General features: G+C 68.9%; 16 protein-coding genes. 8 read left to right on the top strand and 8 right to left on the bottom strand.

Going from position 1 to position 22,014, the window contains the following annotated elements:
* Positions 1 to 30 precede the first annotated feature (30 nt).
* From IE107_RS08190 to IE107_RS08200, 3 genes are all read left to right on the top strand, one after another.
* Complete coding sequence (locus tag IE107_RS08190; protein WP_189542631.1) at positions 31 to 1,011, top strand: ABC transporter permease; 981 nt, start codon at positions 31 to 33, stop codon at positions 1,009 to 1,011.
* 71 nt (positions 1,012 to 1,082) lie between these two features.
* Positions 1,083 to 2,048: an ABC transporter ATP-binding protein gene (locus IE107_RS08195; RefSeq protein WP_229866775.1), complete on the top strand. Its 966-nt coding sequence runs from the start codon at positions 1,083 to 1,085 to the stop codon at positions 2,046 to 2,048.
* Between the two features lie 26 nt (positions 2,049 to 2,074).
* The gene (locus tag IE107_RS08200) at positions 2,075 to 3,163 is read left to right on the top strand and encodes an ABC transporter ATP-binding protein (RefSeq protein WP_229866761.1); all 1,089 of its coding nucleotides are present in this window, start codon (positions 2,075 to 2,077) and stop codon (positions 3,161 to 3,163) included.
* Positions 3,164 to 3,354: 191 nt separating this feature from the next.
* Here IE107_RS08200 and IE107_RS08205 read toward each other — a convergent pair whose 3' ends face one another.
* The 7 genes from IE107_RS08205 to IE107_RS08235 form a co-directional block, all read right to left on the bottom strand.
* Positions 3,355 to 4,506, bottom strand: coding sequence for an ABC transporter ATP-binding protein (locus IE107_RS08205; RefSeq protein ID WP_189542635.1), 1,152 nt, complete (start codon positions 4,504 to 4,506; stop codon positions 3,355 to 3,357).
* Positions 4,499 to 5,557: an ABC transporter ATP-binding protein gene (locus IE107_RS08210; protein ID WP_189542637.1), complete on the bottom strand. Its 1,059-nt coding sequence runs from the start codon at positions 5,555 to 5,557 to the stop codon at positions 4,499 to 4,501. The genes IE107_RS08205 and IE107_RS08210 overlap by 8 nt, the downstream gene beginning before the upstream one ends.
* Before the next feature lie 14 nt (positions 5,558 to 5,571).
* Positions 5,572 to 6,525 carry an ABC transporter permease gene (locus IE107_RS08215; protein ID WP_189542639.1) on the bottom strand — a complete coding sequence of 318 codons (954 nt, stop codon included), beginning with the start codon at positions 6,523 to 6,525 and terminating at the stop codon, positions 5,572 to 5,574.
* Complete coding sequence (locus IE107_RS08220) at positions 6,518 to 7,444, bottom strand: ABC transporter permease (protein WP_189542641.1); 927 nt, start codon at positions 7,442 to 7,444, stop codon at positions 6,518 to 6,520. Before IE107_RS08220 ends, IE107_RS08215 begins: the two co-directional genes overlap by 8 nt.
* A gap of 151 nt (positions 7,445 to 7,595) precedes the next feature.
* Complete coding sequence (locus IE107_RS08225; protein WP_189542643.1) at positions 7,596 to 9,239, bottom strand: peptide ABC transporter substrate-binding protein; 1,644 nt, start codon at positions 9,237 to 9,239, stop codon at positions 7,596 to 7,598.
* A gap of 563 nt (positions 9,240 to 9,802) precedes the next feature.
* Positions 9,803 to 11,674, bottom strand: coding sequence for a translational GTPase TypA (typA, locus tag IE107_RS08230; protein WP_189542645.1), 1,872 nt, complete (start codon positions 11,672 to 11,674; stop codon positions 9,803 to 9,805).
* Positions 11,675 to 12,218: 544 nt separating this feature from the next.
* The gene (locus IE107_RS08235) at positions 12,219 to 14,642 is read right to left on the bottom strand and encodes an ABC transporter family substrate-binding protein (RefSeq protein ID WP_189542647.1); all 2,424 of its coding nucleotides are present in this window, start codon (positions 14,640 to 14,642) and stop codon (positions 12,219 to 12,221) included.
* 410 nt (positions 14,643 to 15,052) lie between these two features.
* On the opposite strand from IE107_RS08235, the gene IE107_RS08240 reads away from it, so the two are divergent.
* Positions 15,053 to 16,105 (top strand): LacI family DNA-binding transcriptional regulator, encoded by a 1,053-nt coding sequence (locus IE107_RS08240; RefSeq protein ID WP_189542649.1) that lies wholly within the window; start codon positions 15,053 to 15,055, stop codon positions 16,103 to 16,105.
* Positions 16,106 to 16,203: 98 nt separating this feature from the next.
* Here IE107_RS08240 and IE107_RS08245 read toward each other — a convergent pair whose 3' ends face one another.
* Positions 16,204 to 17,196, bottom strand: coding sequence for an acetylxylan esterase (locus IE107_RS08245; protein WP_189542651.1), 993 nt, complete (start codon positions 17,194 to 17,196; stop codon positions 16,204 to 16,206).
* Between the two features lie 253 nt (positions 17,197 to 17,449).
* On the opposite strand from IE107_RS08245, the gene IE107_RS08250 reads away from it, so the two are divergent.
* The 4 genes from IE107_RS08250 to IE107_RS08265 all read left to right on the top strand — a co-directional run bounded on the left by IE107_RS08250 (position 17,450) and on the right by IE107_RS08265 (position 21,901).
* Positions 17,450 to 18,700, top strand: a complete 1,251-nt coding sequence (locus IE107_RS08250; protein WP_189542653.1) for a sugar ABC transporter substrate-binding protein — start codon at positions 17,450 to 17,452, stop codon at positions 18,698 to 18,700.
* Positions 18,701 to 18,705: 5 nt separating this feature from the next.
* A complete protein-coding gene (locus IE107_RS08255; RefSeq protein ID WP_189542655.1) occupies positions 18,706 to 19,695 on the top strand; it encodes a carbohydrate ABC transporter permease in 990 nt (329 codons plus the stop codon).
* A complete protein-coding gene (locus IE107_RS08260; protein WP_189542657.1) occupies positions 19,692 to 20,600 on the top strand; it encodes a carbohydrate ABC transporter permease in 909 nt (302 codons plus the stop codon). Before IE107_RS08255 ends, IE107_RS08260 begins: the two co-directional genes overlap by 4 nt.
* Before the next feature lie 98 nt (positions 20,601 to 20,698).
* The gene (locus tag IE107_RS08265) at positions 20,699 to 21,901 is read left to right on the top strand and encodes a glycoside hydrolase family 1 protein (protein WP_189542659.1); all 1,203 of its coding nucleotides are present in this window, start codon (positions 20,699 to 20,701) and stop codon (positions 21,899 to 21,901) included.
* Positions 21,902 to 22,014: the final 113 nt, after the last annotated feature.

The raw sequence follows: 22,014 nt of genomic DNA on the forward strand, positions 1-22,014 counted from the left end.
CGTCGGCGTCTGCCAGGGAAATCCATCGCCATGTTCCGCTTCCTCATCCGCCGGGCAATCGGCGCACTGGTCATCCTGCTGATCATCAGTGCCATCACTTTCGTCCTCTTCTACGTCGCGCCCCGCGACCCAGCTCGTGTGGCCTGCGGCAAGGTGTGCACGCCCGAGACGCTGGCACTGGTCAAGCGCAACCTCGGCATCGACGACCCGCTGCCGGTGCAGTACTGGCACTGGCTGCAGGCGGTGTTCGTCGGGAGGGACTACTCGTCGTTCGGGCACTGCCCCGCGCCGTGCCTCGGCTACTCCTTCCACAACCGCGAGCCGGTCCTGGGCACCATCCTGGACCGCTTCCCGACGACGCTCTCCCTCTCCCTCGGCAGCGCGGTCGTCTTCGTGATCTTCGGTGTGGGCACCGGCATGCTCGCCGCGGTCAAGCAGGGCAAGGCGCTGGACAAGGTGGCGTCCTCGGCGTCGCTGATCGGCTCCTCGATGCAGATCTACATCGTCGGCGTCGTCGCCATGTACTACCTCGCGGACCAGTGGCACATCCTGAGCCGGCCCAAGGACGTCCCCTTCACCGAGAGCCCGTCCGCCTGGTTCTCCGGGCTGCTGCTGCCCTGGCTGGTGCTGGCGCTGATCTTCACCGCCAACTACACCCGCATGGCGCGCTCCCAGCTCGTCGAGACGCTGAGCGAGGACTACGTACGCACCGCACGCGCCAAGGGCCTCTCCCGGCGGACGGTGTTCTTCAGATTCGCCTGGCGCGGGGCCATGGGCCCGATCGTCACCATCTTCGGCCTCGACCTCGGTGTGCTGCTCGGCGGCGCGATCATCACCGAGAAGACCTTCGGTCTGCACGGCATCGGCGCGCTCTCCGTCAAGGCGGTCGGCGACAACGACCTGCCCCTGCTGCTCGGAGTCGTCCTGGTCGCCGCGGGAGCGATCGTCGTCTTCAACATCATCGTCGACGCCGTCTACGCCCTCATCGACCCGCGCGTCCGCCTCGCCTAGGGAGAGATCCAGTGAGCACCCCCTTCCTCTCCGTGCGCGATCTGCGCGTGCACTTCTCCACCGAAGACGGCATGGTCAAGGCCGTCGACGGGCTGTCCTTCGACATCGAGAAGGGCAAGACGCTCGGCATCGTCGGCGAGTCCGGTTCCGGCAAGTCCGTCACCAACCTGACCATCCTCGGCCTGCACCACCCCGACCACACCGAGATCGAGGGCGAGATCCTGCTCGACGGGCAGGATCTGCTGGCCGCCTCGGAGCGGGAGCTGGAGCAGCTGCGCGGCAACAAGATGGCCATGATCTTCCAGGACTCGCTGGCCTCGCTCTCGCCGTACCACACCATCGGCAGGCAGATCGGCGAGACGTACCGCAAGCACACCGGCGCCTCCAAGCGGGAGGCCCGCGCGCGGGCCGTCGAGATGCTCACCAAGGTGGGCATCCCGCAGCCGGATCTGCGGGTGGACGACTACCCGCACCAGTTCTCCGGCGGTATGCGCCAGCGCGCGATGATCGCCATGGCGCTGGTCTGCGACCCGGAGCTGCTGATCGCCGACGAGCCGACCACCGCGCTGGACGTCACCGTGCAGGCCCAGATCATGGACCTGCTCAAGGACCTCCAGCAGGAGACCGGCACCTCGATCATCTTCATCACCCACGACCTCGGGGTCATCGCCGACATCGCGGACGACGTGCTGGTGATGTACGGCGGGCGCTGCGTCGAGCGCGGCACGAAGAAGGAGGTGCTGCGGACTCCCCAGCACCCCTACACCTGGGGCCTGTTGAGTTCCATGCCGAGCCTCGAAGGGCCGGTCGACGTACCGCTGTCGCCGATCCCCGGCTCCCCGCCGAGCCTCCTCAACCCGCCGACCGGCTGCCGCTTCCACCCCCGGTGCACGTTCACCGAGCAGGTCGGCGGCAAGCGCTGCGCGAGTGACCAGCCGCCGCTGGAGCTCACCGCCGGGCGCGGCGCCGCCTGTCACCTCACCGCCGAGCAGCGCGCCGAGTTCTTCACGGACTTCGCCGGCACCCGGCCCAACTGACGTACAAGAGACGGGACTTCCCCACCATGAGCAGCAAAGATCCCCTCCTGGACGTCTCCGGACTCACCAAGCACTTCCCGATCAAGGGTGGCTTCCCGATCCGGCGGACGGTCGGCGCGGTCCAGGCCGTCGACGGGCTGGACTTCAGCATCACCGAGGGCGAGAGCCTGGGCCTGGTCGGCGAGTCCGGCTGCGGCAAGTCGACGACGGGCCGGCTGATCACCCGGCTCCTGGAACCGACGGCCGGCACGATCTCCTACCGCGGGCAGGACATCACCCACGCCACGCGCAAGCAGCTGGCCCCGGTCCGCTCCGAGATCCAGATGATCTTCCAGGACCCGTACGCCTCGCTGAACCCGCGGCAGACCGTCGGCAAGATCATCACCGCGCCGATGGAGATCAACGACATCAACCCCGCCGGCGGCCGCGAGGCGCGGGTGCGGGAGCTGCTGGAGACCGTCGGGCTCAACCCGGAGCACTACAACCGCTTCCCGCACGAGTTCTCCGGCGGCCAGCGCCAGCGCATCGGGGTGGCCCGCGCGCTCGCCCTGGAGCCGAAGCTGATCGTGGCCGACGAGCCGGTCTCGGCGCTGGACGTGTCGATCCAGGCCCAGGTGGTGAACCTGCTGCAGAAGCTGCAGAAGGAACTCGGCATCGCGTTCCTGTTCATCGCCCACGACCTGGCCGTCGTGCGCCACTTCTCGCAGCGCGTCGCGGTCATGTACCTCGGCAGGATCGTGGAGATCGCCGACCGCGAGGACCTGTACGGCAACCCGCGTCACCCGTACACCCGGGCGCTGCTCTCGGCCGTGCCCGAGACGACCGCCGACGACACACCGGCCCGTGAGCGCATCCGGCTGGCCGGCGACGTGCCCTCCCCGGTCGACCCGCCGTCCGGCTGCCGCTTCCGTACCCGTTGCTGGAAGGCGACGGACAAGTGCGCGAGCGAGGCGCCGCCGCTGGTACGGGTGGAGGGCAGCCGGGAAGGCCATCTGACGGCCTGCCACCACCCCGAGGACACCCGGGCCGTCCCGGCCGTCCCGAAGGCCCGTGACGCCGCGTCCGGGCCGAAGCTCGGCAAGAAGACCACCGAAGACCCCGGGGCCGGGGCCTGACACCCCTGCCCCGGCCCCGGGGCGCCTCGCGGCCGGGGACCCGACCGTTCCCCGGCCGAGGGGCTCCCCGATCCCGCGGAACCGAGCACGTGAGCCCATCGACCCGAGCCACCTGCACGCCCGGTTCCGGGAAATGCAGGAAGCGCCCGGAACCGATCGGTTCCGGGCGCTTCCGGGTCACTCGGGCACTGCTACGAGGCCGCGCCGACGACGTCCTTCTCCTCGGCGAAGTGGCAGGCCGACTCGTGCGCGGCGGCGCTCTCCGAGCCCTTGAAGCGCTCGGGGACGGCCAGCAGCGGCAGTTCCGTGGAGCACTTGTCCTGGGCCTTCCAGCACCGGGTGCGGAAGCGGCAGCCCGACGGCGGGTTCGCCGGCGACGGGACGTCACCGGTGAGGATGATCCGCTCGCCGCGCTCACGGGCCTCGGGGTCCGGGACCGGGACCGCCGACAGCAGCGCCTGGGTGTAGGGGTGCGTCGGGTGGTCGTAGATCTCCGTGTCCGTGCCGATCTCGGCCATCTTGCCGAGGTACATCACGCCGACCCGGTCGGAGATGTGCCGGACGATCGACAGGTCGTGCGCGATGAAGACGTAGGAGAGGTTGAACTCGTCCTGCAGCTTCTCCATCAGGTTGATGACCTGCGCCTGCACCGATACGTCGAGCGCGGAGACCGGCTCGTCGCAGATGATGATCTCCGGGTTGAGCGCGAGGCCGCGGGCGATGCCGATGCGCTGGCGCTGGCCGCCGGAGAACTGGTGCGGGTACCGGTTGATGTACTCCGGGTTGAGGCCGACGACGTCCAGGAGCTCCTGGACCCTGGCCCGCCGGTCGCCCTTCGGGGCCACCTCGGGGTGGATGTCGAAGGGCTCGCCGATGATGTCGCCGACCGTCATGCGCGGGTTCAGCGAGGTGTACGGGTCCTGGAACACCATCTGGATGTTCCGGCGGACCGCCTTCAGCGCGCGGCCGGACAGCTTGGTGATGTCCTGGCCCTTGTAGAAGACCTCGCCGGCGGTCGCCGTCTCCAGCGTCATCAGCAGCTTGGCGACGGTGGACTTGCCACAGCCGGACTCGCCGACGATGCCGAGGGTCTCGCCCTGGTAGAGGTCGAAGGAGACCCCGTCCACGGCCTTGACCGCGCCGACCTGGCGCTTGAACAGGATGCCCTGGCTCAGCGGGAAGTGCTTGACCAGATTGCGCACCTGGAGGATCGGCTCACCGCGCTCCACCGGGGCTTCGATGGCCGCGACCGCCGCCGTCTCGTCGGTGGCGTCGACCGCCACCACCTCGGTGACGTTCGGGGTGGCGTCCATGGAACCGTCATTCTTGTCGAGCTCAGCCATGGATCGTCTCCTTCCAGAAGTGGCACGCGCTGCCGCGGCCGGGCAGCTCACTGCCGTCCTGCTCGGAGACCGGGACCAGAGCCGGAATCTCCGTGCGGCAGATGTCCTCCGCCTTGGGGCAGCGCGGGTTGAAGGCGCAGCCGGACGGGATCTTGAGCAGGTTGGGCGGCAGGCCCTTGATCGCGTAGAGCTCCTGGCCCTTCTGGTCGAGCCGCGGGATCGAGTCGAGCAGACCCCGGGTGTACGGGTGCGCGGGCCGCTTGTACAGCTCGTGCACCGGCGCCGTCTCGACGATCCGGCCCGCGTACATGACCGCGATCTTGTCCGCGACGTCGGCGACGACGCCGAGGTCGTGGGTGATCAGGATCAGGCCCATGTTGAACTCGGTCTGGAGATCCTTGAGCAGGTCCATGACCTGGGCCTGGACCGTCACGTCGAGCGCGGTGGTCGGCTCGTCCGCGATGATCAGGTCCGGCTCCAGCGCCAGTGCCATGGCGATCATGATGCGCTGGCGCATACCGCCGGAGAACTGGTGCGGATAGTCGGTGACCCGCTGCTTGGCGGCGGGGATCTTGACCCGCTCCATCAGCTCGATGGCCTTGGCCTTGGCCTGCTTCCTGGAGAGGCCCTGGTGGACCCGGAACATCTCGCCGAGCTGGTAGCCGACCGAGAGCACGGGGTTGAGCGAGGAGAGCGCGTCCTGGAAGATCATCGCGATCTTCTGGCCACGGATCTTCCGCCGCTCCTCGTAGCTCATGGTGAGCATGTCCTGGCCGCGGTAGAGGATCTGGCCCTGCGGGATCTTGCCGGGCGGCATGTCGAGAATGCCCATGATCGCCTGAGCGGTCACGGACTTGCCGGAACCGGACTCACCGAGCACGGCCAGGGTCTCACCCGGGTCCACGCTGTAGTTCACACCGTTGACGGCCTTGGCGACCCCGTCACGGGTGTGGAACTCCACGTGCAGGTCGCGCACTTCGAGGAGCCTGGCGTCGTCCGGCCCCCCGGAGCGGGGCGCCGGGATGTCTGCTGTCTTGTCCATGATGGTCACGTCGTACGCCCTCCTCAGCGCAGCTTCGGGTCGAGGGCGTCGCGGACCGCGTCGCCGAGCATGATGAACGCGAAGACCGTGAGGCTGAGCATTCCTGCCGGGAACAGCAGCGCATGCGGGTTGTCACGGATGGCCTGGCTGCCCTCCGCGATGTCGATGCCCCACGAGATCGTCGGGTCAGCGAGCCCGAGTCCGAGGAACGAGAGCGTCGCCTCGGCCGAGATGTACCCGCCGAGCGCGATGGTGGCCACGACGATCGTCGGGGCGAGCGCGTTCGGCAGCACGTGCCGGAAGAGGATCCGCGAGGTGCCGGCGCCGAGTGCGCGCGCCGCCGTCACGTAGTCCGCCTGCTTCGCGGTGATGACGGAGGACCGCATCACACGGCAGATCGAGGTCCAGCCCAGGAAGGCGAGGGCCAGGATCACCACGTACACCTTGCGGTCGGCGAAGGCGTTCAGGACGACCATCGCACCGAGCAGGAAGGGGATGCCGAAGAAGATGTCGGTGACCCGGGAGATGATCGAGTCGAGCCAGCCGCCGAAGTAACCGGCGAGCATGCCCAGCAGGCCGCCGACCAGGGTGACCGCGGCGGTGACGCCGACGCCGACCAGGATCGAGGCGCGGGTGCCGTAGATGACACGCGCGTAGATCGAACGTCCCTGGCCGTCGTAGCCGAACCAGTCGGGCTGGAAGAAGTGCCCCAGCTCCGGCTTGGTCAGGAAGTGGTTGGTCAGGTCGCCGTCGCGCGGGTCGGCACCGGTGAAGAGCCCCGGGAACGCCGCGATGACCAGCAGGATCAGCAGGAGGATCGAGGAGATCCAGAACATCGGGCGGTGGCGCAGGTCGAACCATGCGTCGCCCCAGAGGCTGCGCGGCTTGTCCTGGGTCTTGCCCGTGGCGGCCGAGGGAGCGGCGGTGGCGTCCGCCACCGCTTCGGTCTCGGTCTGGGTCTTGGTCGCGTCAGGCATAACGGATCCTCGGGTCCAGGACCGCGTACAGCAGGTCGACGAGCAGGTTGATCACAAGGATGACGAGGACGAAGACCGTGACAACGCCGACGATCGTCGAACCCTCGCGCTGCTGCAGCGCCTTGAAGAGCAGGTTTCCGACACCCTGGACGTTGAAGATGCCCTCGGTGACGACCGCGCCGCCGATGAATCCGCCGACGTCCGTACCGAGGAAGGTGACGACCGGGATCAGCGAGTTGCGCAGCAGGTGGACACCGACGATGCGGCGCCGCGGCAGGCCCTTGGCCATGGCGGTGCGCATGTAGTCGGCGCGCAGGTTCTCCGCGAAGGTCGTGCGGGTCAGCCGTGCCACGTACGCCATGGAGAGCATGGCGAGCACGAAGCCCGGCAGGAACAACTGCGCGTAGTCCGTGGAGTCCTGGACGTTCGGGGCCACCCAGCCGAGCTGGTCCGCGAGGACGAAGCGGGCGAGGAAGCCGAGCACGAACACCGGGATCGAGATGACGATCAGGGTGAAGACCAGCACGCCGGTGTCGGCGGCCTTGCCGGCCCTGAGGCCCGCCCAGGCGCCGAGCCCGATGCCGACGATGATCTCGATGATCATGGCTACGGCGGTCAGCCGCAGCGTCACCGGGAAGGACTCGGACATCTCGTCGATGACTTCGCGGCCACCGAAGGTCTTGCCGAAGTCGCCCTGGAAGAGATTGCCCATGTAGTCGACGTACTGCTTCCACAGGGGCTGGTCGAGTCCGAACTCATGGCGCAACGACGCGACCTGTGCGGGGTCTGCCGCCTTGTCTCCCCACATCGCCCGGATTGGGTCACCGGGAAGAATGTGGACCATGAGGAAAATAATCAGAGTGGTCCCGATGAATACCGGGATCATCTGGAGCAGTCGCCTTGCGACGTAACGCCCCATCATGCCTCCATGCCGTGAGGGGTCGGCGATGGCCTTCTCAGAGTGGTCTCCGCCGCGGGGGTGTGGGGGGAGAACCCCGGGGCCTACGCCTACGGGCCGGTTCCGCCGCCCCCGAAGAGGGACGGCGGAACCGGCCTTCGGATCCCGATGATTACTTCTTGGCCTTCACCTGGACGTCGGTGAAGATCGGGTCGCCGTCCTGGCCGTAGACGATCTTGCCGAACACGTTCTCCGACTGGCCCGAGTTGTTCTTGTAGAACCACAGCGGGATGGCCGGCATGTCGTTCTTCAGGAGCTGCTCGGCGTCCTGGTACATCTTGACGGTCTCGTCGAGCGTCTTGGCCTTGTCGGCCTTCTCGGCGAGCTTGTCGAACTCCTTGTTGGAGTAACCCGAGGTGTTACCGGCGGCGGTGGTGCCGTACAGGTCGCGCATGAAGTTCGAGTTGACCGGGTAGTCGAGCACCCAGCCACCGCGGTACATGGACTTGACCTGCTTGTTGTCGCGGGCGTTCAGGTCCGCCTGGAAGTCCGGCTTGGAGTCGCCGACGCACTCGACGCCGGTGGCCTTGCGGATGCTGTTGCAGACCGCGTCGACCCAGGGCTTGTGGGACTGGTCGGCGTTGTACTGGATCGAGATCTTGTTGCCCGGGACGCCGCCACCCTCCTTGATGAGCTTCTTCGCCTGGGCCGGGTCGAACTTCGTGATGTCACCGAGGGCGCCGGGCTTGTAGCCGAGCACACCGCGGGCGACGTACGAGTCGGCCGGGGTACGGGTGCCGTGCAGCACGGTCTTGGTGATCGTGTCACGGTCGATGGCCATCGACAGACCCTGGATGACCTTGGGGTCGATGTCCTTGAACTGCTTGGTGTAGAACGCCGGGACGATCGACTGCACCGCGGAGTACTCGGCGTCGATGGCACGGTCGCCGAGGTCCTGCTTGTAGCTGGTCAGCGAGGTCGTCGGGACCTGCTCGATCCAGTCGAGGTTGTTCGACCGCAGGTCCGAGTAGGCGGCCTCGGCGGTGGTGTAGTTCTTGAAGTCGATGCCACCGTTCTTGGCCTTGTTCGGGCCCTGGTAGTCCTCGAACTTCCGGACCTTGATCAGCTTCTTGTGGTCCCACTCGACGAACTTGTAGGGGCCGTTGCCGATCGGCTTCTGGCCGGCGGCGGCCGGGTCCTTGAAGAAGGACTCGGGCAGCGGCGCCCAGACGTCGTAGCCGAGCTTGTACGCGAAGTACGAGACCGAGCCGGTCAGGGTGATCGTGAAGGTGTTGTCGTCGACGATCTTCAGACCGGACATCTTGTCGGCCTTCGGCGCACCCTTCTCCGGGTGGACGTCCTCGTAGCCCTTGATGTCCTGGAACCAGCTGGAGTTGGTCTGGTTGTTCTTGACGTTGGCCGACCAGTTCCAGGAGTCCACGAAGGACTTGGAGGTGACCGTGGTGCCGTCGTGGAACTTCCAGCCCGGCTTGAGCTTGACGGTCCACACGGACGAGTCCGCGTTGGGCGTCACGGACTCGGCGTTCACGTACACGAGCTTGCCGGTGCCGGGCTCGTAGTCGACCAGGCCGGAGAAGATCGCGCGCAGGACACGGCTGCCCTGGCTCTCCTTGGCGTTGGCCGGCTGCAGCGGGTTCTGCGGCTCGCTCAGCTGGGCGGTCAGGATCCCGTTCGGGTCCGCCTTGCCGGAGTTCATGCCACTGTCACTGCCCTTGTCGCCACCACCACAGGCGGTCGCAGCCAGGGCGATGATGGCCGCTCCCGCGACCCACTTGGCGCTCTTGGCACCACGCATGGGTTTCCTCCTCATGAGTCCACTTTTGACTACAAGAAGGGCACTGGAGTGATACACCGACACCCCTGACGGTGATCGTTCAGTGCCCCTAGTGTGCTCGTGAGTCGGCACTCCCCACAGTGCGTGACCCATTGACCCGAGCTCAACGGAGCCAACTATTAAGTACGACGGGGCCGTAAACCACACTTAAGGGGTCTCGGTTTGACAACATCGAGGAAGCTCGATTGCCCGAAATCCGGACAAAGCGATCTCAGACAGACACACTCGAAACGGACCGTTAGCGCAGCTTTCGGAGAGCGACGATCGATATGCGGACGGATCACCGAAGAAAAGCACTGGACAGAGGCCTGACCGTCCTGCTTGACAGCACACCGCTGGTTCTGCGTGGTTGCTGACGCAACACCGGATGCAATTCAGGGTGCCTGCGGGGGTGCAGTGCCGGGTGAGACGCTGTGGGTCCGGACGACCGCCCGGGCGGTCGCACAAGGGGCCCGGTCCTCCGTCAACTGACGGAGGACCGGGCCCCGTTGTTCATACGGGCGCGCCCGGCGCCCGGTGCCGGTTCAGCGCTTGGCGCGCGACGCGGCGCGGCCGCGCTCCTTCTGGTCGAGGACGACCTTGCGGATACGGACCGTCTCCGGGGTCACCTCGATGCACTCGTCCTCGCGGCAGAACTCCAGGGACTGCTCCAGGGAGAGCTTGCGGGCCGGAACCACGTTCTCCGTGGTGTCGGCGGAAGCCGCACGCATGTTGGTGAGCTTCTTCTCCTTGGTGATGTTCACGTCCATGTCGTCGGCGCGGGAGTTCTCGCCGATGATCATGCCCTCGTAGACCTCGGTGCCGGCCTCGGTGAAGATGACACCGCGCTCCTGGAGGTTGACCATGGCGAACGGCGTCACGGAACCGGCGCGGTCGGCGACCAGCGAGCCGTTGTGGCGGGTGCGCAGCTCGCCGAACCACGGCTCGTGGCCCTCGAAGATGGAGTGCGCGATGCCCGTACCGCGGGTCTGTGTCAGGAACTCCGTACGGAAGCCGATGAGTCCGCGGGACGGAACGATCCACTCCATGCGGACCCAGCCCGAACCGTGGTTCGTCATCGTCTCCATGCGGCCCTTGCGGGTCGCCATCAGCTGGGTGATGGCGCCGAGGTGCTCCTCGGGGGAGTCGATCGTCATGCGCTCGATCGGCTCGTGCGTCTTGCCGTCGATCTGCTTGGTGACGACCTCCGGCTTGCCGACCGTGAGCTCGAAGCCCTCACGGCGCATCTGCTCGACGAGGATGGCCAGCGCGAGCTCACCGCGGCCCTGGACCTCCCAGGCGTCGGGGCGCTCGGTGTCCAGGACGCGGAGCGAGACGTTACCGATCAGCTCGCGGTCCAGGCGGTCCTTCACCTGGCGGGCGGTGACCTTGTGGCCCTTGCCGCCCTTGCCGACCAGCGGCGAGGTGTTGGTGCCGATGGTCATCGAGATGGCCGGCTCGTCGACCGTGATCAGCGGCAGCGCGATCGGGTTCTCGGGGTCGGCCAGGGTCTCGCCGATCATGATGTCCGGGATACCGGCGATGGCGCAGATGTCGCCCGGACCCGCCTTCTCGGCCGGCTTGCGGGTGAGCGCCTCGGTCATCAGCAGCTCGGTGATGCGGACGTTGGACATCGTGCCGTCGCGCTTGATCCAGGTGACGGTCTGCCCCTTGCGCAGCTCGCCCTGCTCGACGCGGCAGAGGGCGATACGGCCGAGGAAGTTGTCGGCGTCCAGGTTGGTGACGTGGGCCTGGAGCGGGGCGTCCTCGTCGTACTCCGGGGCCGGGACGTGCGCCAGGATCGTGGAGAAGAACGGCTCCAGGTTGTCGCTGTCGGCCGGGACGGTGCCGTCCTCCGGCTTGGTCAGCGAGGCGACGCCGTCACGGGCGCAGGCGTAGACGATCGGGAACTCGATCTGGTCCTCGTCCGCGTCCAGGTCCAGGAAGAGGTCGTACGTCTCGTCGACGACCTCGGCGATCCGGGAGTCGGGGCGGTCCGTCTTGTTGATGCAGAGGATGACCGGCATCTTCGCGGCGAGCGCCTTGCGCAGCACGAAGCGGGTCTGCGGGAGCGGGCCCTCGGAGGCGTCGACCAGGAGCACGACCGCGTCCACCATCGACAGACCTCGCTCGACCTCACCGCCGAAGTCGGCGTGGCCGGGGGTGTCGATGATGTTGATCGTGATCGGGTCCCCGCCGTCCTTGGGGTGATACTTCACCGCCGTGTTCTTGGCGAGGATCGTGATGCCCTTCTCACGCTCCAGGTCGTTCGAGTCCATCATGCGTTCGTCGAGGTTCTCGGCGGCGTGCGCGGCGAAGGCGCCGGCCTGCCTGAGCATGGCATCGACCAGCGTGGTCTTGCCGTGGTCGACGTGGGCGACGATGGCTACGTTACGGATGTCGTGGCGCGTGGGCATGGGTGGCTTGCGCTTCTCTCGGATCGTGGGATCAGGCGTCTAAGTCGGTCTCAAGTCCTCGTACGCCCGCCGGGCGGACACGCCACGGCTCGTCCAATGGTACGGGGCTGGCGCCGCAGCGGCTTCCCGGGCAAGTCCTGCCGGCCTCGGAAAGGGCCTCCCCCCGGTCCGCGGAGCCCGCGGTGACGGTGGTCGGGCCGAGCGCCGACGTGTAACGGCCGCAGGGGCGAGAGCCCGCGTCCGCCGCGTGTTCCCGCCCCCGTGGCCGGTTCTTCCGGTGAATTTCACCGGTGGCACGACCACGGCCCTGCGGGCGGCGGAGGCGGACACGGGATCGCGGGGCTCCGGAGGTGGGGCTCCGAAGCGGAATCTCCGAGAGAACCGGAGCAGGGGCCCGGGTTGGGGGGGCTCGGAGGTGGGGGGAGTGAGCGGCCACTCGGGTCAGCGGGGCAGAAGCGACCCTGCCCGCCGGGCAATCCGGCGGGCAAGGGATTTGAGCCAGTTCTGAGCTTACGTCGTGTTCTGACCTGCTGGTTCTCCCCCGCTACCGCAGCCTCTCGTCGTACTTCTTCTTGTTCGCCGGGGCTCCGGCGGCCTGCGGAGCCTTGAAGCCGACGTCCTGGTAGCGCGGTGCCCCGAAGCCGAACGCGCCGACGTTCACCAGCTTCCGGCTCGCGGCCACGAGCTGCGGGCGCTGGTAGAGCGGAATCGATCCGGCGGCGGCCCAGATCCGGGCGTCGGCCTGCTTCATCAGCTCCTGGGCGGCATCCTCGTCCAGCTCCGAGACCGCCTGGTCGAAGAGCTGGTCGATGTGGTCCGTGCCGACGCGCGTGTAGTTCTGCTCGACCTGCAGCGAGCCGTCGGTGGCGGGCACCGGCTTGGCGAAGATCGGGCGGTCGTCGGTCGCCGGGTAGGCGGTCGCGGGCCAGGAGTACAGCGCCAGGTCGTAGTTGCCGGAGGCGATGTGGTCCTGGAAGTAACTCTCGTCGGAGACCTTGGTGATCTCCGTACGGATGCCGACCGATTCGAGCATTGCCGAGATCTTGTCCCCGACGTTGCGCAGCGGCTCCGACCCCGGACCGGACGGCTGGACGAAGCGCAGGGTCAGCGGCTTGCCGTCCTTGCCGAGCGGGCCGCGGCGCCCGTCGGCCCCGGGGGCCGGGGCCGCGGTGCCCGCGGGGGCGTACGCACCTGTGGCGCCGCCCGGCTGCTTGTCCTGGGCGAAGGCCCGGGAAGGGACGTCCTCCGACGTACCGGAGTCGGAGAGGTATCCGGCCTGGCGCAGCAGGGCGGAGCTGTGGAGCGCGGCGGCGGGGGCTGGGGCGAGTACGTGGGTGGCGTCGCCCGCCGGGTCGCCGTCGCCGGGTTTGCCGTCGTCGCCGACGATGTACAGGCCGTCGTCGGGGGCGGGCTCGCGCCGGTCCGCGCCGTCGCCGGGCTTGCCGTCCGCGCCGTCGCCGGGCTTGCCGTCCGTGCCGTCGCCGGGCTTGCCGTCCGTGCCGCCCGTCTTCCCGGCCGCGCCCGTTCCCTTCTTCTCCGCGTCCTTCCCGCTCTTCTTCCCGGCTTCGCTGCCCGCCTTGGTGCCGTCCGAGGCGCTGACCGCGCCCTCCGGTGTCCAGCCCGCATCGGCCAGCAGCGCCTGCGCCTCCTCGGTGTCCTGGCCGCCGAGCGCGTCGCTGCTGTCCTTGTACGCCGGCTGCCCGGCCAGGGCCAGATGGCTGCCGAGCGGCCGGGCGGGCAGGCCGAGCGGCTCCAGCACGGTGTCGACGAGCTCCTGGCGGTTCAGGGCACGGGCGACCGCCCGGCGCACCCGGTCGTCGGCGAGCGGACCGGACTCGCCGTTCAGCGCCAGCTGGGTGTAGGCGGGTTCCAGCGACTTGCGCACCACGTAGGCGCTCAGCCCGCTCTGCTCGGCGGCGTACGTCTCGGCGGCGGCCCGGCTCTTCTCCCTGGCCGCCTGCGCGGCGGCCGCCTCCGCGGCGTCCGAGCCGTGCGCCATGGCCCAGGAGCGCAGGGCGGCGGACGGATCGGTCGCGGCGCCGGGCCCCTGGGCGAGCGGCTGCCCGTTCACGCCCTTGCCGTCGGCCGCCTGCGCGATGCGGTGCGCGGCCGCGGCGTCGACATCGGCCACGTCGACCTTGCCCGCGGCCAGCGCCTCGGTCCGGTCCTGCGGCGCCACGGCCCGGAAGACCAGCGAGTCGAGCTTGGCCGGGCTGCCCCACCAGCGAGGGTTGCGGACCAGGGTGACCTCGCCCGTCTTCTTGTCCACCCCGCGCAGCCGGAAGGGGCCGGCGGTGGCCTTGAGCGTGGTCCGGGCCGCGTCGTTGAAGGCCTTCGGGGAGCCGGTCACCTCCTTCGGGTACAGCGGGGAGAACAGCGAGCGCCAGTCCGCGTACGGCTTGGCGAAGGTGACCCGTACCTCCAGGTCGTCGGCGCCGCGTTCGATCTTCTCGATGCGGTCGTAGCCGGCGTTGCGGGCGGTCCAGAAGGCCGAGTCCGTGCCGCTCAGCGCCCGCCACTGGGCGACGAAGTCGGGCGCCCCGATCTCCCGGCCGTCGCTCCACACCGCCCGCTGGTTGAGCCGGTAGAGCACCACCTGCCTGGGCTCGCTCTCGACCACCTTCGCGGACTCCAGATAGTCCGGGTTCAGCTGCGGCCTGCCCCTGGCGTCCAGGGGGAAGAGCGTCGGCAGCAGGGCGCCGGCGATCCGGGTGGTGGAGCTGTCGGCGTCCGCCTGGAAGGCGTTGAGGGTGGCGGGCACGGAGTCGATCGCCCAGTCGACCGTGCCGCCCTCGGCGACCAGGTCACGGTCGGTGACCGCGATGTCCTGGGGGGCTGGCCCGGCGGTCGCGCCGCCGTCGCCGGAGCTGCAGCCCGCCAGCACGGGGAGCGTCAGCACACCCGTCGTGAGGAGCGCGAGGGAGCGGCGCTTTCGGGCCGTCCTCCGCGGGACGCCGACGTGGAACATGGCTGATACCTCCGGGGCCGGCCCGACCCACCCGACAGCGGGCGTGCCGAATTGTGCGTTTTTGGTGGCATTTGCAGTTGATCACACTGGTTCCGCCCACCACTGAAGGCGCCCCCGCGCGAGCGGCGGCGCAGACACGGCGCGACGGCCCCGAACCTCACCCGTGCGGCGCAGCGGCACCGGCTGTCGCGCCGCACGGGCGCCCGCTCGACGAGCCCCGCTCTCCGGCGCGCCAGGAATCAACCGCACTGCGGACGCACTGCTCCGCGCGGGCCGGCGCGGGCGTGGCGGCCGGTCCGGTCTTGCTCGTCACGCGGCCCGCGATCTAGGGTGAATGCGCTTTCAGAAGAGGGTCGGCGCATGCAACAGCAGGTGCTTCGGTACAGAAGAAGAAGCGGACGGTCGGTCGAGTGAGCGCCCCAACGGTGTACGACGTCGCCGAGCGGTCGGGAGTCTCCATTGCCACGGTCTCGCGGGTCTACCGCACCCCCGATTCGGTACGCGCCCAGACCCGTGAACGGGTCCTCGAAGCCGCCCGCCAGCTCGGTTACGTACCCAGCGGGAACGCCCGGGGTCTGGCCAGCCGGACCACAGGCGTGCTCGGCCTCTGCTTCCCCGACATGGCCGACCCCGACGCCGAGGCCGACGCGGAGGCGGACAGCGACGCCGACGACGCGGTGATGCTCTACTCCGACCAGATCATCCGCGGCATGGAGCGGGCGGCGCGCCGGCACGGGTACGCGCTGCTGATCGCCGCGTCGCTGGAGGGCGGACCGGAGAGCGTCGCGAAGGTGGCGGGCCGGGTCGACGGCTTCGCCGTGCTGGCGCAGACCGTGCCGACCGAGGACCTCGAAGTGATATCGCGCCGGCTTCCGGTGGTGATGATCGCCGGCCCCCGCGAGATCGACCACCTCGACCACATCGTCGTCGCGAACGCCGACGGGGAGCGCGAACTGGCCCGCCATCTGATCGAGGACCACGGGCTGCGCAGGCTCGCCTTCGTCGGCGGCGAGGTCGAGTCACCGGACGCCGAGGCGAGGTTCCGCGGCTTCCGGGAGGCGTGCCGCGACGCCGGGCTGCCGGTGCCGGACGCGCCGGACCTGCGGGCGGAGATCATGACGCAGGCGGAGGGCGCGCGGACCGCAGAGGCGCTGCTGGACCGGGAGGGCGAACGGCCCGAGGCCATGCTGTTCGCCAACGACCAGATGGCGGTGGGCGCGCTGCGGGCGCTGGAGCGGCGCGGGGTGCGGGTGCCGGAGGACATCGCGGTGACCGGGTTCGACGGAATTCCGCTGAGCCGGATCGTCCGCCCTTCGCTCACGACCGTGCGCCAGCCGATCCGCCAACTCGGCGAGCAGGCGGTGGAGCTGCTGGTGCAGCGACTGGGCGACAGCGGGCGGGAGCCGGTGTCGTTGATGCTGCCGGTGTCCGTGGTCCGCCGCGCCAGCTGCGGCTGCGGCTGACGGGAACCGCCGCCCCGGCGGCTCCCGCCGCCCCGGCGGCTCCCGCCGCCCCGGCGGCTCCCGCGGGCCCGGCCCTCCCCGGGCCCGCCCGGCGCCCCTCAGGCCCGCTTCAGCCGCTCCCCGAAGAACCGCCGCCCGGCTGCCCGGAGCTCCGCCACCTCCGCCTCTGTGCCCTCGTACTCGAAGTGCCCCGCGTTCAGCACCAGCAGCTCGTGCTCACCGGCCAGCGCGTTGTGCACGGCGAACTGCCCCGGCGGCGGCACCGAGGGGTCGAAGAGCGCCGCGGCCACCAGCGTGGGCGTCTCCAGCCGCGTCGCGGCCGTGGCGGCGTCGAAGTACGGCAGCACCTCGGTGACCTCCGGGTGGCCTTGGCGGTACTCCCGCACCGCCTCCCCGCTGCCGATGCACGGCAGGGTGAGCCGGAGCGGGTGGTTGCCGAAGGTGGGCACCGTCAGCTGACCGGCCGCGAAGCGGTCGTCCCAGGGCAGCGCCAGCGCGCCGAGCCCGCCGCCGAAGCTCTCCCCGAGGTAGCCGAGCCCGGGGCCACCCTCCCCCGGCGCCAGTTCCGGCACCAGTTCGTGCAGCGCCGACGCCGCGCACCACAGGTCCGCCACGCAGTCGCCGATGACATACGTGTCGCGCGACCCGATGCCGTGCAGCACATGCCCGCTGGACACGTCCGGGACGCCCGGCCGCAGTCCGCGCGCACCCATGCCCCGTACGCACGGCAGGATCGCCGCGGCCCGGGGCAGCGGCAGCGGCACATCGGGGCCCGGCTCGTGCCGGCCGCCGTAGCCGTGTCCGATGACGAATCCGTACTCCGCCGGCCCCTCGACGGGCAGTGCCACCCAGCCGCCGAGCCGCACCCCGCCCACCGAGGTGAAGGTCACGCCGTGGATCCGCACCCCGTCGCGCTCCTCCTCCACCGGCCCGAGCTCCGGCTCCGTGGCGACCTGGCGGGCCTGCTCGTGACGGGCCTGCCAGAAGGCGTCGAAATCGTCCGGGGCGGCGGGAGCGGGGACGCGCAGCAGGTCCTGGAGCGTGTAGCCGTACGCGGGATCGAAGGGGAAGTCGTGTTCGAACGAAGCCATGGGCACGACCGTATCGGCCCGGGTCCCGGCGGAACAGTCCTGTGATCTTGGTCAAGGAATCCGCGAAATCGGTCACACCATCCCCAATTTCGCAAACGAGGCACTTACCGTGCCAAGTTGAACATTCAGATGTCCAGCACGTTGCACGAGTGTGACCTAGCACCCTCTTGCGGATTCCTGAATCTCTGCCGCAGAGTGATGTATGCGCTTACAGGCAGCGCATACATCCGGATTGCTCGAGGAGGAGCCCTCCATGTCCCGCACCGCCAGAAACGCCTCGATCGGTATCGCAGTCACGGCTGCGCTCACTCTCGGTCTCACCGCGTGCGGCAGCTCCGGTGGCGACGACGTCGCCGCGGACAAGAAGCAGACGCTCACTGTCTGGGCCATGGGGGCCGAGGGCGAGAAGCTCGCGGATGTGGCCAAGGTGTACGAGAAGGCCAACCCGAACATCACCGTCAAGGTGACCCCGGTCGGCTGGGACGTCGCCCACCAGAAGCTGGTCTCCGCGGCCGCCGCCGGCACGCTGCCGGACGTGGCGCAGATGGGCGGCAGCTACATGGGCGAGTTCGCCGAGCTCGGTGTGCTGGAGCCGGTCGACACCAAGACCTTCAACGAGAAGGACTACTTCCCGTCCGGCTGGAAGCAGGGCGAGGTGGACGGCCAGGCGTACGGCGTGCCGTGGTACGTCGACACCCGCGTCCTCTACTACCGCACCGACCTGGCCGAGAAGGCCGGCATCACCAAGGCTCCGACCGACTGGAAGGAGATGCAGGACCTCGCCACGGCCTACCAGAAGAAGGCCGGAACCAAGTGGGGCCTGTCCATCCAGCCCAGCGGCCTGGACACGGTGCAGAACTTCTACTCCTTCCTGTACTCGGCCGGCGGCGAGATCGTCAACGACAAGGGCGAGGCCGTCATCGACAGCCCCGAGGCCGTCAAGGCGCTCAAGGAGTACGGCTCGTACTTCGACAAGGGGCTCTCCAACAAGTCCGTGCAGCCCGGCTACGACGTGGTGAAGGACTTCGGCAACGGCCGCGTCCCGATGTTCTTCGGCGGCCCCTGGCACGTCACCCTGCTGAACGAGGGCCAGCCGCAGATCAAGGGCAAGTGGGCGGTGGCCAACGTGCCCGCCGACAAGTCCTCCGTCTCCATGGCCGGCGGCTCCTCCCTGGTGATCTCCAAGGACAGTGAGCACAAGGCCGCCGCCACCGAGTTCATCAAGTACCTGACCGACACCAAGGGCCAGGCCGACTGGTACAAGCGCACCAAGGACCTGCCGGCCAACACCTCCGCCTGGACCTCCGGCGACCTCGCCGACGACGCCAACCTCCAGGTGTTCAAGAAGCAGATGGACACCGCCAAGGCCTCCCCGTCGCTGTCCAACTGGACGGAGATCACCGACAAGGTCGACCAGGCCATCGCCAAGGTCACCCAGGGCAAGGCGTCCGCCGAGGACGCTCTCAAGACCGCCCAGTCCCAAATCGAAGGCCTCGTGAAGTAGGAGTCATGCGCACCATGACCTCAAAGGCCGCGCAGACGGCCAAGGTGCAGGCCGGGCCGGGGGCCTCCGGGTCCCCGGCCACCGGGCCCGCGGGTCGCCGGCGCCGAGGCAAGTCGATGGGTGTGCAGAACCTCGCCGGCTGGCTGTTCTCCACCCCCTTCCTCGTCCTGTTCCTCGTCTTCATGGCGTTCCCGATCGTCGCCACACTGGCGATGAGCTTCACCGACTTCGGGCTGCGCAATGTCACGCACCCGCTGGACGCGAACTTCATCGGCTTCGAGAACTACGTCAAGCTGTTCAGCGACGACAAGTTCCTCACGTCGCTGTTCAACACGGCGTACTTCGTGGTGATCGGTGTTCCGCTGACGATCCTCCTCGGGCTGGTCGTCGCCGTACTGCTGAACAACGGCATCGACCGGGCGCGGACCTTCTTCCGCGTCGGCTTCTACGCCCCGGTGGTCACGACCATCGTCGCGGTCGCCGTGGTCTGGCGGTTCGTGCTCGACCCGAGCGACGGGCTCGTCGCGGGGCTCTTCTCCGAAGTGGGCCTCACCTCGCCCGACTTCCTGGGCTCCGAGACGCTCGCCATGCCGTCGATGATCGCGATGGCGGTCTGGCGCAACCTCGGCACGGTCATGGTGCTCTTCATCGCAGGTCTGCAGGCCATCCCCACCGAGGTACGGGAGGCCGCGCGGCTGGACGGTGCCGGTGTCTGGCAGGAGTTCAGGGGCATCACCGTGCCCCTGCTGCGGCCGACGCTGCTCTACGCCACGGTCATCACGACCATCGGTTACCTCAATGTCTTCGAGGAGCCGTTCGTGATGACCCAGGGCGGTCCCTCGGACTCCACGCTCACCGTCTCGCTGAACATGTACCGCGAGGGCTTCAACTTCTTCCACATGGGCTATGCGAGCGCCATGGCGTATGTCCTCTTCGTAGTGATCATGGGCATCACGGTGCTGCAGCTCCGACTGCTGAAGGACAACACGAAATGAGCGCCACCAGTGCACCGGGCGCCGTCTCGACGGCGCCGTCGAAGAAGCCCGGGGACACGCGGCCGTCCGTGACGAAGAAGGCCCGCAACCCGAAGCGCGTCCTGGTCTACGTCCTGTTGTCCGTCGGCCTGCTGATCATGTCGGCGCCGTTCCTGTGGATGGCTCTCTCGGCCTTCAAGACGCCGCAGGAACTGACGGCCAGTCCGCCCGTGTGGATCCCGACCGAGTGGACCCTGGACAACTTCCGGGAGCTGCTCGACAAGCTCGATCTGCCGCTGTACTTCATGAACTCGGTGATCGTGGCGGTGCTGGTCACCGTCTCGAACCTGGTGTTCTGCTCGATGCTCGGCTACGCCCTGGCCAAGCTGAACTTCGTCGGCCGCAACAAGATCTTCGGCCTGGTCCTCGGCGCCCTGATGGTGCCCGGCAACCTGATGCTGCTGCCGCTGTTCGTGCTGATGAGCAAGTTGCAGCTGATCGACTCGTACGCCGGTCTGGTGCTGCCGTTCGCCGCCGGAGCCTTCGGGGTCTTCCTGATGCGGCAGTTCATGCAGTCGATCCCGGACGAGCTGCTGGAAGCGGCCCGGATGGACGGCGCCGGTGAGTGGTACATCTTCTGGCGCATCGTGATGCCGCTGGTGAAACCCGCTCTGGCGACGCTGTCGATCTTCACGTTCCTGGGCTCCTGGAACAACTTCGTCTGGCCGCTCATCGCGACCAACGACCCCGACAAGTACACCCTGCCGGTCGCGCTGGCCACCTTCGCCACCGACCCCAACAAGGCGGGCGGCTCCAACGGCATGCTGATGGCCGGTTCCCTGCTGGTCGTCCTGCCCGTCATCGTCCTGTTCGTCGCGCTCCAGCGGCACTTCACCCAGGGCATCGCCACGGCCGGCATGAAGTAGCACCGGCCCGGCCCGCGCCGCGGGCCCCCGAAACGTACGAGGCCACGGCCCCACACCCCGTCGGCCACACCCCTTCATCACCAGAAAGACGGTTTGCGATGACGCACACCCAGGTCCCGTTCCCCGAAGGCTTCCTGTGGGGCGCCTCCACGGCCGCCCACCAGATCGAGGGCAACAACATCAACAGCGACTGGTGGGTCAAGGAGCACGCCGCGGGCACCCACATCCAGGAGCCCAGCCTGGACGCCTGCGACAGCTACCACCGCTGGCACGAGGACATGGACGTGCTGGCCGGTCTGGGCTTCACCGACTACCGGTTCTCCATCGAGTGGGCGCGCATCGAGCCGGTCGAGGGCACGTTCTCCCGGGCCGAGATCGCCCACTACCGGCGCATGGTCGAGGGCTGCATCGAGCGCGGCCTGCGCCCCATGATCACCCTGCACCACTTCACCGTGCCGCAGTGGTTCGAGGCGCGCGGCGGCTGGACCGCCGAGGGCGCGACCGAGCTCTTCGCGCGCTACGTCGCGGCCTGCGCGCCGGTGATCGCCGAGGGCGTCGGCCACGTCTGCACCATCAACGAGCCGAACATGATCGCCGTGATGGCCGGCCAGGCCAAGCGGGGCGACAACAGCTTCCCGCCCGCCGGCCTGCCGACCCCCGACGACGAGACCACCGAGGCCGTCATCGCCGCGCACCACGCGGCCGTCGAGCAGGTCCGCGCCATCAACCCGGACATCAAGGTCGGCTGGACCATCGCCAACCAGGTCTACCAGGCCCTGCCCGGCGCCGAGGAGGTCACCGCGGCCTACCGTCACCCCCGCGAGGACGTCTTCATCGAGGCGGCCCGCGGCGACGACTGGATCGGTGTGCAGTCCTACACCCGGACCAAGATCGGCCCCGAGGGCCCGATACCCACCGCCGAGGGCGCCGAGCGCACCCTCACGCAGTGGGAGTACTACCCCTCCGCGGTCGGCTACGCGCTGCGCCACACCGCCGAGGTGCTGGGCAACGGCATCCCGCTGATCGTGACCGAGAACGGCATCGCGACCGACGACGACACCCGCCGCATCGACTACTACACCGGCGCCCTGAACGAGGTCGCCTCCGCGATCCAGGACGGCCTGAACATCCAGGGCTACCTGGCCTGGAGCGCGCTCGACAACTACGAGTGGGGCTCCTACAAGCCCACCTTCGGCCTGATCGGCTGGGACCCGGAGACCTTCGAGCGCCTGCCCAAGCCGTCCGCCGTCCGGCTCGGCGAGATGGGCCGCACGCGCGCGCTGCCGCGCATCGCCGACTGACCCCGGCCCCGAGCCGAGCAGCCTCGGCTCCCCCTGACCGGGAGCAACCTGACAGCTCCCGCCCGTACGGGAACCGGCGACACCTGACGGACGCCGGTTCCCGTACAGCAGGG

Origin of the sequence: Streptomyces gelaticus, from assembly GCF_014649535.1 — a bacterium.
Lineage (GTDB): Bacteria > Actinomycetota > Actinomycetes > Streptomycetales > Streptomycetaceae > Streptomyces > Streptomyces gelaticus.

Coding starts and splice junctions, on each gene's coding strand:
- IE107_RS08190 (WP_189542631.1), top strand. CDS start 31: ATGTTCCGCTTCCTCATCCGCCGGGCAATCGGCGCACTGGTCATCCTG.
- IE107_RS08195 (WP_229866775.1), top strand. CDS start 1,083: ATGGTCAAGGCCGTCGACGGGCTGTCCTTCGACATCGAGAAGGGCAAG.
- IE107_RS08200 (WP_229866761.1), top strand. CDS start 2,075: ATGAGCAGCAAAGATCCCCTCCTGGACGTCTCCGGACTCACCAAGCAC.
- IE107_RS08205 (WP_189542635.1), bottom strand. CDS start 4,506: ATGGCTGAGCTCGACAAGAATGACGGTTCCATGGACGCCACCCCGAAC.
- IE107_RS08215 (WP_189542639.1), bottom strand. CDS start 6,525: ATGCCTGACGCGACCAAGACCCAGACCGAGACCGAAGCGGTGGCGGAC.
- IE107_RS08220 (WP_189542641.1), bottom strand. CDS start 7,444: ATGGGGCGTTACGTCGCAAGGCGACTGCTCCAGATGATCCCGGTATTC.
- IE107_RS08225 (WP_189542643.1), bottom strand. CDS start 9,239: ATGCGTGGTGCCAAGAGCGCCAAGTGGGTCGCGGGAGCGGCCATCATC.
- typA (WP_189542645.1), bottom strand. CDS start 11,674: ATGCCCACGCGCCACGACATCCGTAACGTAGCCATCGTCGCCCACGTC.
- IE107_RS08235 (WP_189542647.1), bottom strand. CDS start 14,642: ATGTTCCACGTCGGCGTCCCGCGGAGGACGGCCCGAAAGCGCCGCTCC.
- IE107_RS08245 (WP_189542651.1), bottom strand. CDS start 17,196: ATGGCTTCGTTCGAACACGACTTCCCCTTCGATCCCGCGTACGGCTAC.
- IE107_RS08250 (WP_189542653.1), top strand. CDS start 17,450: ATGTCCCGCACCGCCAGAAACGCCTCGATCGGTATCGCAGTCACGGCT.
- IE107_RS08255 (WP_189542655.1), top strand. CDS start 18,706: ATGCGCACCATGACCTCAAAGGCCGCGCAGACGGCCAAGGTGCAGGCC.
- IE107_RS08260 (WP_189542657.1), top strand. CDS start 19,692: ATGAGCGCCACCAGTGCACCGGGCGCCGTCTCGACGGCGCCGTCGAAG.
- IE107_RS08265 (WP_189542659.1), top strand. CDS start 20,699: ATGACGCACACCCAGGTCCCGTTCCCCGAAGGCTTCCTGTGGGGCGCC.